14 protein-coding genes are annotated in these 11,491 nt (G+C 65.5%); 4 read left to right on the top strand and 10 right to left on the bottom strand.

What is annotated here, in order from left to right:
• From FVW27_RS20180 to FVW27_RS20170, 3 genes are all read right to left on the bottom strand, one after another.
• The coding region (locus tag FVW27_RS20180) for a UxaA family hydrolase (RefSeq protein ID WP_167126492.1) at positions 1 to 310 on the bottom strand (310 nt) is incomplete at its 3' end.
• A 4-nt stretch (positions 311 to 314) separates the two neighbouring features.
• Positions 315 to 599 (bottom strand): UxaA family hydrolase, encoded by a 285-nt coding sequence (locus FVW27_RS20175; protein WP_167128855.1) that lies wholly within the window; start codon positions 597 to 599, stop codon positions 315 to 317.
• A gap of 293 nt (positions 600 to 892) precedes the next feature.
• Positions 893 to 1,309 (bottom strand): hypothetical protein, encoded by a 417-nt coding sequence (locus FVW27_RS20170; protein WP_167128852.1) that lies wholly within the window; start codon positions 1,307 to 1,309, stop codon positions 893 to 895.
• Positions 1,310 to 1,536: 227 nt separating this feature from the next.
• Here FVW27_RS20170 and FVW27_RS20165 point away from each other — a divergent pair, with 227 nt between their 5' ends.
• From FVW27_RS20165 to FVW27_RS20150, 4 genes are all read left to right on the top strand, one after another.
• On the top strand, positions 1,537 to 2,541 hold the full coding sequence (locus FVW27_RS20165; RefSeq protein WP_208294910.1) for an aminotransferase class IV: 1,005 nt from the start codon (positions 1,537 to 1,539) through the stop codon (positions 2,539 to 2,541).
• 209 nt (positions 2,542 to 2,750) lie between these two features.
• Complete coding sequence (locus tag FVW27_RS20160) at positions 2,751 to 4,130, top strand: tyrosine phenol-lyase (protein ID WP_167128849.1); 1,380 nt, start codon at positions 2,751 to 2,753, stop codon at positions 4,128 to 4,130.
• A 59-nt stretch (positions 4,131 to 4,189) separates the two neighbouring features.
• Positions 4,190 to 5,434 carry an aromatic amino acid transporter gene (locus FVW27_RS20155; protein WP_167128846.1) on the top strand — a complete coding sequence of 415 codons (1,245 nt, stop codon included), beginning with the start codon at positions 4,190 to 4,192 and terminating at the stop codon, positions 5,432 to 5,434.
• Positions 5,435 to 5,456: 22 nt separating this feature from the next.
• Positions 5,457 to 5,834, top strand: a complete 378-nt coding sequence (locus FVW27_RS20150; protein ID WP_167128843.1) for a Rid family detoxifying hydrolase — start codon at positions 5,457 to 5,459, stop codon at positions 5,832 to 5,834.
• A 97-nt stretch (positions 5,835 to 5,931) separates the two neighbouring features.
• Here the strand turns inward: FVW27_RS20150 and FVW27_RS20145 are convergent, their stop codons facing one another.
• The 7 genes from FVW27_RS20145 to FVW27_RS20115 form a co-directional block, all read right to left on the bottom strand.
• A complete protein-coding gene (locus FVW27_RS20145) occupies positions 5,932 to 6,633 on the bottom strand; it encodes a Crp/Fnr family transcriptional regulator (RefSeq protein ID WP_167128841.1) in 702 nt (233 codons plus the stop codon).
• Positions 6,634 to 7,027: 394 nt separating this feature from the next.
• Complete coding sequence (locus FVW27_RS20140; RefSeq protein WP_167128838.1) at positions 7,028 to 7,357, bottom strand: hypothetical protein; 330 nt, start codon at positions 7,355 to 7,357, stop codon at positions 7,028 to 7,030.
• Positions 7,358 to 7,562: 205 nt separating this feature from the next.
• Positions 7,563 to 8,348, bottom strand: a complete 786-nt coding sequence (locus tag FVW27_RS20135) for a flagellar basal body-associated FliL family protein (protein WP_167128835.1) — start codon at positions 8,346 to 8,348, stop codon at positions 7,563 to 7,565.
• Positions 8,349 to 8,587: 239 nt separating this feature from the next.
• Positions 8,588 to 8,968: a chemotaxis response regulator CheY gene (locus FVW27_RS20130; protein ID WP_167128832.1), complete on the bottom strand. Its 381-nt coding sequence runs from the start codon at positions 8,966 to 8,968 to the stop codon at positions 8,588 to 8,590.
• Positions 8,969 to 8,999: 31 nt separating this feature from the next.
• Entirely contained in the window at positions 9,000 to 9,797 is a 798-nt protein-coding gene (locus FVW27_RS20125) for a FliA/WhiG family RNA polymerase sigma factor (RefSeq protein ID WP_167128828.1), read from the bottom strand.
• Positions 9,751 to 10,566: a MinD/ParA family protein gene (locus FVW27_RS20120; RefSeq protein WP_035067501.1), complete on the bottom strand. Its 816-nt coding sequence runs from the start codon at positions 10,564 to 10,566 to the stop codon at positions 9,751 to 9,753. Before FVW27_RS20120 ends, FVW27_RS20125 begins: the two co-directional genes overlap by 47 nt.
• A 110-nt stretch (positions 10,567 to 10,676) precedes the next feature.
• A partial coding sequence (locus tag FVW27_RS20115) for a flagellar biosynthesis protein FlhF (RefSeq protein ID WP_481850180.1) occupies positions 10,677 to 11,491 on the bottom strand: 815 nt, incomplete at its 5' end.

Raw genomic sequence — 11,491 nt, 5'->3', positions numbered from 1 at the left:
CCGGCTTGCCGGTCTTGGCGATGCCTTCCACGATGCGGTTGGTCCACTGCGGTTCGATGCCGATGACCACCACGGCGGCCACGTTGGGGTTGCTGCCCACGCCGATCAGGGTGCGGAAGTGCAGCTCCAGGTCTTCACCGAACTGCAGGCGGCCATACGGGTGCGGCAGGGCCATGGTGCCCTTGACGTTGTTGGCCACCGCTTCCGAGGCGGCGTTGGAAAGGTCGTCCAGGGGCAGGATGACCACGTGGTTGCGCACGCCCACGCGGCCGTTTTCGCGGCGGTAGCCGAGGAAGGTATTAGCGGTCATGTTCCTACCACCTCTTGGTCTTGACGTTGTGAACATGCAGGTGCTCGCCCTGCTTGATGGGAGCGACGACCTTGCCGATGTCGGTGCCGTACTTGACCACGGTGTCACCCACGGAAAGGGCCTTCAGGGCCAGCTTGTGCCCGATGGGAATATCGTTGAGCACCTTGAAGGTGATGGTCCGGTCTTCGGCCATCACCCAGCCGGTCAGGTCCTGACCGGCCTTGACGCCTTCAACAACCACGACGCCGACGGAATCGCCGTCTTCGTGCACCAGAAATTGGATCGACATGAAGTTCCTCCTTGGGGAGCGTTGTTGGAAACATGTGTATGATGTCTTATGCAAGACTGTCAACACGCATGCGTGCCCTTCCGCTCGCCAAGGCGCAACTTCATCAACAGGACCATGATATTCCTGTATATTTTTCCGCACACGCCATGCATTGAACACCACAGGCCCCCTGTCGGAATCCGGCAGGGGGCCTGTGGTGGCGCGTCTGCGGCGCCCATGGCTACTGGGCGCGGGCGCTCGCGTAAAGAAGGAACCCCGGCGGCGCAAGAGTTGCCCCAGGGAATGCTGGCGGCCTACCCGGCCTGGGCCAGAATCAGTTCCACCTCGTCCACCGACAGGCCGGTGGACCGGGCGATCTGCTCCAGGCTGCGGCCCTTGCGGTGACCGTTCAGGATCACCTCGCGCAGGAACTGCGGCGAGCGGCTGATGCCCTCGGCCTGTTCCAGCAGGCGGCGCAGGGCCACGGCCCGCTCTTCCAGCCGCTGGTCCAGGTGACGCAATTGCTCCTGGCGCTGGGCAAAGGTGGCCACCAGTTCCTGCTCAAGCTCCGCGTTCTGGCGCAACCGCTCCAGCAGTTGGGTCTGGTTGGCTTGCAGGCGGTTGAGCAGCGCCTCCGACCGGCGCAACCGCAGGAAAAACACCAACAGCACGCCAAGCAGCGCCACTTCCACCACGCTGACGAGAATGATGAGCCACAGGGATACGGTCATGGGGGCCTCTGGGCGGCGGGCAGAGAGTGCATTTGGCGGCACCGTGCCTGCCGGTATGTAGCCTGGCGGCAAAGCGGACTTCCGGACCGGCGGGGCGGCCCGGGCAACGCCACTGATCCTGCCGGATTCCGCCGAACTTTTCCAGTCGTAGCGTACGCTACAGACCTCGCCCGCCGCGCCGGGCTACGCGAAGCGCATGGTCCCACCTCCAAACCACGGGAGGGCACATGCACCCCGCCGATTCCACTGGACCGATCCCCCCTGCCACCACGCCCGAAACCGACCCCGACCCCATGCGCCAGATTGATGCCGCCGCCTACCTCCAGCGGCTGCTGGCTGCTCCCCGCCCCGGCGCGGACCGGGTGCTGGCCTTCCACGACCACCGCGTGGGCGGCATCTGCACCGACCCGCGCCTACTGCTGGTCCCATTGGACGACCACCTGTGTCACCGTGGCGACGGGGTGTTCGAGTCCATCCGCTACCGGCAGCGCCGCCTGTTCCAACTGGACCTCCACCTGGCCCGGCTGCGCCGCTCGGCAGACGCCATCCGCCTTGCTCCGCCCTGCCCGTGGGGCGACCTGCGCCGCCGCATCATCGCCGTGGCCCGCACGGGCGGCGAGGACGAAGGCGGCATCCGCGTGCTGGTGGGCCGGGGACCTGGCGGCTTCGGCATTTCACCCGCCGAATGCCCCCAGTCCAGCCTGTACATCCTTGCCTGGCGGCAGCCAGCCCCGCCGGAGGCATGGTTCGCCGCCGGGCTGTCCGCCTTCCGCAGCGTGCTGCCCGCGCATCGGGGGCCGCTTACCGGCGTGAAGCACGCCAACTACCTGCCCAACGTGCTGATGATGGACGAGGCCCGGCAACGCGGCTTGGACGTGCCGCTGGCTTTCGACGCCGAAGGGCACCTGTCCGAATCGGCCATCGCCAACGTGGCCCTGGTGGACGCGGCGGGAACACTGGCCGCCCCGGAAGGCACGAGCGCCTTGCCCGGCACCACCCTGCACCGGGTCATGGACCTGGCCGCCGCGTTCATGCCCACTGCCCGCCGGGCCATCACCGAGGCGGACATCCTGTCCGCGCGGGAATTCCTGATCCTGGGCACCGTGTACGAATGCGCCAGCCTGGTGCGCTACGAGGGCGCGCCCATCGGCACGGGCAGGCCCGGCCCCGTGGCCGCCCGGCTGCGCGAGGCGCTGCGGCACAGCCTGCTGGCCGATGGAATCCCCTTCTAGGCCCCCCACCGCTTCCGCAGCAATATTTCGCTTCTCGTGGAAAATGCACCGCGTGTAGGCCAGACTACACCGTCGCTTCCCTTGCATGGCGTATGACCACACTTACGGCGAGTAGAAACATGCTTCCACGCCGCCATTCCGCAACAACAGGGGAATTCGCCCCCCCGTGCACGGCGAAGACAACCATGGACAACACAAAGGAGAGCATCATGGACGTCAGGTATCCAGCAGAACCGTTCAAAATCAAGGCTGTAGAACCTATTGCCGTGACAACCCGCGCGGAGCGCGAGAAGCACATTGCCGAAGCAGGGTACAACACATTTCTGCTGAAGTCTGAGGACGTGGGCATAGATCTGCTGACGGACAGCGGCACCACCGCCATGAGTGACCGCCAATGGGCAGCCATGATGATCGGCGACGAAGCCTACGCGGGCAGCCGCAACTTTCTGCATCTGCAGGAAGTAGTGCGCGAATACTACGGCTTCAGGCACATCGTGCCCACCCACCAGGGGCGCGGCGCGGAAAACCTGCTTTCGCAGATCTGCATCAAGCCCGGCGACTACGTGCCCGGCAACATGTACTTCACCACCACCCGCGCCCACCAGGAACTTAACGGGGCGACCTTTCGCGACATCATCCGCGACGAGGCCCATGACGCCCAACTGGAAATCCCCTTCAAGGGCAACGTGGACCTGAACAAGTTGCAGGCCCTCATCGAAGAGGTGGGCGCGGATCGCATCCCCTACGTGTGCCTGGCCGTCACCGTGAACCTGGCGGGCGGCCAGCCGGTGAGCATGGGCAACATGCGCGCGGTGAAGGAACTGTGCACCAGGCACGGCATCAAGGTGATGTTCGACGCCACCCGCTGCGTGGAAAACGCCTACTACATCAAGGAAGGCGAGCCGGGTTACGCGGACAAGTCCATCCGCGCCATCCTGAAAGAGATGATGAGCTACGCCGACGGCTGCACCATGAGCGGCAAGAAGGACTGCATGGTCAACATCGGCGGCTTCCTGTGCATGAACGACGACGAACTGTTCATGAAGGCCACCGAACTGGTGGTGCTGTACGAAGGCATGCCCAGTTACGGAGGCATGGCCGGGCGCGACATGGAAGCCATGGCCCAGGGCATTCGCGAGTCGGTGGATGAAGCCTACATCGCCCACCGCATCGCCCAGTGCCGCTACCTGGGTGACCGGCTGACCGAGGCCGGGGTGCCCATCGTGCGGCCCGTGGGCGGCCACGCCGTGTTCCTGGACGCCCGCGCCTTTCTGCCCCACATCCCGCAGGACGAATTCCCCGCGCAGATGCTGGCCGCCCAACTGTACCTGGAAGCTGGCGTACGCTCCATGGAACGGGGCATCGTTTCCGCCGGGCGCGACAAGAAGACCGGCGAGCACCACCGGCCCAAGCTGGAGCTGGTCCGTCTGACCATTCCGCGCCGCGTGTACACCTATGCGCACCTGGACGTGGTTGCCGAAGCCTGCATCGCACTGTACAAGCATCGTGACAACATCAAGGGCCTCAATATGGTACACGAACCGAAGGTATTGCGCTTCTTCACGGCACGCTTTGAACCGTTGAAGTAGCACCGCACACCATGAAGGGGAACGCCATTGGCGTTCCCCTTTTTCATAAGGAGTTGACCATGACGCATTGCGCACACCGCCCCAGCATACTGGGCGGCACCATGATCATCGCCGGTACATCCATTGGTGCTGGCATGCTGGCCCTTCCCACCATCTCCGCCGGCATGTGGTTTCAGTGGTCCGTGCTCATCCTGCTGCTTTCGTGGGCCATGATGCTGCTCTCCAGCCAGGCTCTGCTGGAGGTGAACCTGCATTACGAACCCGGCGCCAGCTTTCACACCCTGGTCAAGGATACGCTGGGGCCGTCGTGGAGCGTCATCAACGGCGCGGCCGTGGCCTTCGTGCTGTACATCCTTGTATATGCCTACGTCAGCGGGGGCGGGTCCATCGTGCGCCATTCCCTGCTGGTGACCATCGGCTACGAGCCTTCCAAGCTGGTCGCCGGGCTGACCTTTGCACTGTTGCTGACCGCGTGCGTGTGGTGGAGCACCTGGATCGTCGACCGCATCTCGGTGATCATGATGGGCGGCATGGTGGTCAGCTTTGCCCTGTCCATGACGGGCATGCTGTCAGAGATTCGCGCCGGGATCCTGTTCGACATGGGCGAAGGCAGCAGCGGCGGCGGTTCGGCCATCTTCATCTGGGGCGCGTTGTCAACCTACCTCACTTCATTCTGCTTCCATGCCAGCGTGCCCAGCCTGGTCAAATATTTCGGCAAGCAGCCGGACCAGATCAACCGCTGCCTCGTTGGCGGCACGGTCATCGCCCTGGCCTGTTACCTGTTGTGGATAATGGCCTGCGACGGCACCATCCCTCGCGCCGGGTTCCGCGACGTCATCGCTGCGGGCGGCAACGTGGGCGACCTGGTCAAGGCTGCGGGGGCCAACCTGAACAGCGGCCTCATCCTGCGCATGCTGGAGGCGTTTTCTTCGCTGGCCGTGGCCACCTCGTTCCTGGGGGCGGGGCTGGGCCTGTTCGACTATATGGCCGACCTGTGCAAGTTCGACGATTCGCGCGCGGGCCGCACCAAGACCACCCTGATCACCTTTCTGCCGCCCACCCTGGGCGGACTGCTGTGGCCCGACGGCTTTCTGCTGGCCATCGGCTGGGCTGGGCTTGCCGCCACCATCTGGTCCGTCATCATCCCCGCCGTGATGCTGCGCGCCTGTCGTGCGCGCCGCCCCGAGAACGGCTTCCGCGCCAGGGGCGGCAAAGCCGCCGTGCCCGCGCTGCTGCTCTTCGGCATCGTCACGGCCATTTGCCACACCCTGTTCGTGTTCGACATTCTGCCCATGTACAAGTAGCCAGCCCAACAGGTGACACCCCATGAAGCACCAGATAACCAGCCCCGACGCCCCCGCCGCCATCGGCCCGTACAGCCAGGCCATCCGCACCGGCAACCTGCTGTTCGTTTCCGGCCAGTTGCCCGTCAATCCGGTCACCGGCACCGTGGTGGAGGGCGATGCCAAGGTCCAGGCCGCCCAGAGTTGCGCCAACCTTGCCGCCGTCCTGACCGAGGCCGGGGGCAGCCTGGCCTGCGTGGTCAAGACCACGATATTCATTACCGACATGGCCCACTTTCCGCTGGTGAACGACGCATACGCGGCGGCCTTTGCCGCGCCCTTCCCGGCCCGTTCATGCGTGGCCGTGCGTGCCCTGCCCTTGGGCTGCCTGGTGGAGATAGAGGCCGTGGCAGCACTGTAGCCGGATTCGAACCGTCTCCCTTCGCGCCGCCGCATCGGCAAAAGGCCCGCCGGTTTTCCGGCGGGCCTTTTCGTTGCCGCGCTGTGTGCGCCAACTGCTATTTCTCGGCGTACAGGATGTCCACCAAGCCGTCCACGTCACGCACGTCCAGGTGATCAGCATCGGGTGAAAGGATGCCAGCCCGGCGGAATCCGTTGATGACGTTGGTGGTGGTCACCCGGTGCAAACCCAGCAGTTCGCCGATGGTCACCAACGGCAGGCGGGCCAGCCGGTGATACAGCGGAGTGCCGCGCCGCTGCTCGCCCGCCAGGTGGTACAGAAAATGGGCGATCTTCTGCTCGCTGGTCATGAAGGTGGTGCATTCCAGCTGGGTGGACATGATGTACGACTTGGCAGCCGTGTTGCGGCACAGACAGATGGTCAGCGAGGGGTATTTGCCGATGATCTCCCCGAACACCACGTCCTTGCCGAATACAAGGCCCGAACACGGCTCCACCACCTTGATGACATGCTGGTTCTCCACCTCGAAGAACAGCGAGGCCTCGCCCAGGATGCTGCCTGGCCCCAGAATGCCGATGGTGCGCTGCTCGCCGTTGTAGCCCAGGGCGATGATGCGCAGCAGCCCCTCGCGAATGAGCACTATTTCGGACGAGGGCGCGCCTATGTCGTAGACCACGCTCTTGCGCGCCCAACGCATGGGTCGCCCCAGATGCGCGACCCTTTCCCAGTCGTCATGCACCGGAGCAACCAGCCAGGGGGGAATGTAGGCACCGTCGAACAGGCGTTCGGCATTCGGCATGGCGCACCTCGCGTCACGGCGGTATTCCGCCGCCACCGGCACTGGTATCGTGCCTGCTGCATTGCCACAAGAATCCGTCTGCCCTGCCTGCGTACCGCTACGGCACCACCGTCTTCACCTTGCCGCTTCCATCCTTCATGGGCGTCCGGATTCCTCTCCAAGCATGCTCTTGTCGTACACATGCGGCAATGACGCTGCGTGTAGTCTGGGCTACACGCAACGCCGTGGCAACGGTCGCTGGGGAGCAGTATTGAGGTCGGTCCGCTTCGGGCTGGAAGGCGAACGGGAAGCGCATGTGCCGGTGCAGAGGCGATGCATCGAAACGCCGACCGCCGGGCGCGGCCAACCACGCAGACAACCAGCCAACGTGACAACGGAAGCGCGCGGCGGGAAATCAGACCTTGATGTTCAGGATGTTGCCGGACCAGGGGTCGTCGTCGGAGTCGGGGGTTTCGTCCTCCTCCTCCGCCGCGGCGCGGGCCTTGCGCCGGGCCAGCAGCAGGGCGTGCCGCCGCTGGCGGTTGCGCTCGCGCTCGTCCACCACCTCGGCCTTGCCGCTTTCGCCGGTCTTCTGGACCTGCGAACGGTCATGGTGCAACGCTTGGGCCGCAGCCTGCTGGGCGGCAGCCTGGGCCATTTCCGGGTGTGCCTGCGCCTCGTGGACCACGCGTTCGGCGTGGCCCATCTGGGCGATGACGACGGGAAGCGACGGGTCGACGGACACGGCGGATCCTCCATCGCCGCATGATGCCCCGCGCGACGCACCTGCAAGGGGTGGCGGCGGCTGACGGCGAAACCCGCTGCCGGGGCGGGTCGGCTGTCGGCGGGGGCGGCGGGCTCTGGCGCGTTCCCTCAGCTGGACCGGCGATGTCCGCCAGTTTGGCCGGATTGGCCGGGTGGGTGCGCCGGGGGCGGTCCGAAGATGCCCCCTATTTGACCAGGTAGTTCTCTATGAGCAAATCCTCCAGCTTACCGATGCTGAGGTATTCGTTCATGATGGCCAGGATGTCCTTCTTCAGCGTTTCGGCATTGGCCGCATCGGTGAGGTAGGTCAACGACTTGTTCTTCAGATAGTAGTACACGGCGTCGCGGATGACCACCTTCTTGGCCTGCGCCTCGAACACCAGCTTCTGGTTTTCCGTAGGCGCCGAGAATTTGACGACCAGGAACCGGATGGCGCCCTTGGCGTCCTTCTGCTCCACCCAGAACGGTTCCCAACTCAGGATGGTCTGGGCGGGCTTGGCCGGTTCCGCCGGGGGCGGCGCGGCCTGCTGGGGCACCACGATCTTCTGGACCTGGGCCTCGGGTGGCGGGGGCGGAGCCTCTTTCTTGCGCAGCAGGAACCACGCGGCACCGCCGCCCACCAGCAACAGCACCAGCACGGCCACCATGATGAGCAGCAGCTTCTTGTTGGCCAGCAGCCCGGAAAGATTGAGGCTGAATCTCTTCTTGGGGGCATCGCCCTCGGACGGCAGCGAAAGGGACTGGGCGGTGGGGGGCGGCGGGGGCGGCGCCTTTTCCTCTTCCGGCAGCAGGAAGGGGGCGTCCTCGAGGTCCAGTTCGACCTTGTCTTCCACCGGGGGCCCCAGCGCATCGACATCCAGTTGCCCGGCGTCCAGTTCCGCCTTGTTCGCCTCGTCGGGGAACAGGCCATCCGCCCCCGGAGCATTGGGGGAATCGGGAACGGCGGCGGTGACGATGGGCATGAACAGCATGGTCTGGTCCCTCGCACGGCCTGTGCTGGGGCGTCGGGGTAACGGGCGTCCGGATCAGACCCGACCGGTGAACACCGGCATGGGAAGACGCCGTGTCGGCAGGTTCCGTAACCTCAGGGGGCCGGAGCGGCTGGCCTGCCAGGGGGAAGAGGGGCGGCATGCGGCGCGCGTGCCCCCCTGCACGGCAAACGGGCGCAAGCCCGCCGGATGGCGGCCCCGCGCCCGCAGGAAGTGGCTGTCTACGGGAAGATCTTGTCGATCTTCTGCTTCATGGTCTCTGCGGTGAAGGGCTTGACGATGTAGTTGGACACCCTGGCCTGCACCGCTTCGATGACGTTTTCCTGCTGGGCTTCGGCCGTGACCATCAGGAAGGGCATGTCGGCAAATTCCTCGCTGGCGCGCACCTTGCGCAGCAGTTCGATGCCGGTCATCTGGGGCATGTTCCAGTCGGAGATCACGAACTCGATGCGGTCCTTGTTCAGGATATCCCACGCGGTGGTGCCGTCGTCGGCCTCCACCACGTTGGTGAACCCCAACTGGCGCAGGATGTTCTTGATGATGCGACGCATGGTGGAAAAGTCGTCCACCACGAGGACACGCATATTGGTGTCGTAGGGCATTGTGCGTACTCCTGGCCAACGGACGCCGCAGTCAGACGGTGCCGTGTTCTCCGTAGTGGTTCCTGAATTCCTTGCGCAGCCTGTTGAGCGCCTGGGAGTGCAGTTGCGAGACGCGCCCCTCGGTGATGCCCATGACCTCGGCTGTTTCGCGCATGTTCAGCTCGTCGCTATAATATAACGACAATACCAGCTTCTCTCGGGGTGTCAATTCGTCGATCAGTCCCGCCACCCGCTCTATGAGTTCCTGCGTTGCCGTGGTCTGGAACGGTTCACCGTCTCCCTGCACTCCCGCATCGGGGGCCAGCGAATCCTGTATGGCGTCCAGCGAGAGGCACAACTGGTTCTGCAACGCCTCCAGCCCCAGCCGTACATCCTTCTGGTCCAGTCCCGTGGCGTCCTGCAATTCCGCTTCGGTGGGATGGCGTCCCTTTTCATGCTCGATGCGTTGGATTGCCTCGTCCAGTTGCCGCACCCGTTGCCGCAGGCTGCGCGGAAACCAGTCCAGCCGCCGCAACTCGTCCAGCATGGCGCCCCGGATGCGGCTTTCGGCATACGTCTCGAAGCGGATGCCAAGCTGCGGACGGAACTTGCCCAGCGCCTCCATGAGGCCCAGGGTGCCCGCGCTGATCAGTTCGTTCAGCTCCACGTTGCGGGGCAGCTTGGCCTTCAGGCGCAAGGCCAGAAACCGCACCTTGGGTGCGTAGTGCCGGACTATCCGTTCCTGGTCGGCGCGCGGGAAATCGCCCCAGGCGACAGATCCCGATTCCAGCGCCTCCCATGGGTTAGTGCCGGAAGAGGAGCTTTTTCCAGAAGAACTTGATGTTTCCATCGAGGCTCGCCGCCACGTCCCACGTTTGTACCGTCCGGGCCACCTCGCGCACCGCCGCGCAGGCCGGGCTGTCCGGCGCCATGACGCAGAAGGGTCGCTGGTTCACCACTGCCTTGCGCACAGCCGGGTCGCGCGGGACAAAGCCCGCGAGGTCCAGCGACACGCCGGAAAGAAAATGGTCGCAGGCCTTGTACAGCCGGGTGAACATGTCGCGCGCGGTCTGCGCGTCGGGCACCATGTTCACCAGCACCTTGAAATGCTCCACCCCGTGGTTGAGCTTCATCACCTTGATCAGGGCGTAGGCGTCGGTGAGCGATGTGGGCTCGGGGGTCAGCACCACCAGCCGCTCCTGGGCCGCCAGGTTGAAATACAGCACGTTGTCGTTGATGCCCGCGCCGGTGTCCACGATCAGGTAGTCCACCGCGCCCTCCAGCGCGTCCATGGCCTCCAGCAGTTCCAGCTTCTGGCCGGTGGAAAGCGACAGCATTTCGCTCATGCCCGATGAGGCGGGCAGGATGCGGAAGCCGTAGGGCGTATCGCAGAGTATCTCGGAAAGGTCGACGCCCTCGTGGAACAGGTGGAACAGGTTCAGCTGCGGGGTCAGGCCCAGCACCACGTCCACGTTGGCAAGGCCAAGGTCCGCGTCCAGCAGGACCACGCGCTTGCCCTCCTGCGCGAGGCAGCAGGCCAGGTTGGCGGCGATGTTGGTCTTGCCGACGCCACCCTTGCCGGAGGTGACGGAGAATACCAGGGGAAGATCGGGGCTCATTCGATGCAAGCTCCAGTGGGTGCGTGCGGTGCGGGGCGCGCCTGGCGAGGTCGCCCGTGGATGCCGTGTGCCGCCGGGGCCGCCGTCTGGGGCACCGCCGGGACCATGGTTCAGGGCCTTGCGCCGACAGCGGACCGGGTGCCCGCCGAAATGCCGTCAGTCCGGATTCCTTCTGGCCGGATTCCTTCCGACCGGAGACCGCCGGGCCTGATGGCCGTCTGGCCGCCGGGCTGACCGTCGGGCTGGGCCGCCACCCTGGCCGCAGGCCGGGGCTCTGCCTGTGCCGGAACCTCGCCGGGCAGTTGCCGCTTGAACAGCAGGCGCCACAACGCCGCATCGCTTGCGGCAGCCAGCGAATTGCGCATGCCGGGGCCGTAGGAAAGGGCCGACACGGGCAGGCCGCACGCCGCCGCCACGTTCACCAATGCCCCGAAGGTACAGGCTTCGTCCAGCTTCGTCCAGACAAGGCTGCCCGTCCCCTCGAAGGCATAGCGCGCCAGCAGCGCGGTCATCTGGGCCGGGCCGTGATGCGGCGGCAGCACCAGGTGCACGGCAACGCCGTTGCCCGCCCCCGCGCCCGCCCCCGCTCCCGAAAGTCCCAGGATCGCCAGTTGGCGCGCCAGGCTGCCGTCGCGTGCAACGCCGGGCAGGTCCACCAGGATGCGGCCCGCATCGGGGCATTCGCGCAGGATGGCCGCGAATTCGGCGGCGGTGGAAGCTTCGCGGTACACAAGGTCGGAAAGTTCGGCGTAGTGCTTCAGCAGCAGGCGGCCATGGCCGCGCCCGCAGTCGGCGTTGACCAGCACGATCTTCAGGTCCGGCTTTTCGCGGCGCAGGGCCAGCGCCATGCGCAGCATGGCCGTGGTCTTGCCCGCGCCGAACGGCCCGGCGAACACGTGGGCCCGCTGCGGCCATGCCGCAAGGC

The organism is Nitratidesulfovibrio liaohensis, from assembly GCF_011682075.1.
GTDB classification, from domain to species: domain Bacteria; phylum Desulfobacterota; class Desulfovibrionia; order Desulfovibrionales; family Desulfovibrionaceae; genus Cupidesulfovibrio; species Cupidesulfovibrio liaohensis.
Note: the sequence above shows the minus strand (reverse complement) of the source record. Positions and strands in the feature narration are given on the sequence as shown.

Bases quoted from the DNA above. Each gene is read 5' to 3' on its own strand.
- FVW27_RS20175 (WP_167128855.1), bottom strand. From the start codon at position 599: ATGTCGATCCAATTTCTGGTGCACGAAGACGGCGATTCCGTCGGCGTC.
- FVW27_RS20170 (WP_167128852.1), bottom strand. From the start codon at position 1,309: ATGACCGTATCCCTGTGGCTCATCATTCTCGTCAGCGTGGTGGAAGTG.
- FVW27_RS20165 (WP_208294910.1), top strand. From the start codon at position 1,537: ATGCACCCCGCCGATTCCACTGGACCGATCCCCCCTGCCACCACGCCC.
- FVW27_RS20160 (WP_167128849.1), top strand. From the start codon at position 2,751: ATGGACGTCAGGTATCCAGCAGAACCGTTCAAAATCAAGGCTGTAGAA.
- FVW27_RS20155 (WP_167128846.1), top strand. From the start codon at position 4,190: ATGACGCATTGCGCACACCGCCCCAGCATACTGGGCGGCACCATGATC.
- FVW27_RS20150 (WP_167128843.1), top strand. From the start codon at position 5,457: ATGAAGCACCAGATAACCAGCCCCGACGCCCCCGCCGCCATCGGCCCG.
- FVW27_RS20145 (WP_167128841.1), bottom strand. From the start codon at position 6,633: ATGCCGAATGCCGAACGCCTGTTCGACGGTGCCTACATTCCCCCCTGG.
- FVW27_RS20135 (WP_167128835.1), bottom strand. From the start codon at position 8,348: ATGCTGTTCATGCCCATCGTCACCGCCGCCGTTCCCGATTCCCCCAAT.
- FVW27_RS20130 (WP_167128832.1), bottom strand. From the start codon at position 8,968: ATGCCCTACGACACCAATATGCGTGTCCTCGTGGTGGACGACTTTTCC.
- FVW27_RS20125 (WP_167128828.1), bottom strand. From the start codon at position 9,797: ATGGAAACATCAAGTTCTTCTGGAAAAAGCTCCTCTTCCGGCACTAAC.
- FVW27_RS20120 (WP_035067501.1), bottom strand. From the start codon at position 10,566: ATGAGCCCCGATCTTCCCCTGGTATTCTCCGTCACCTCCGGCAAGGGT.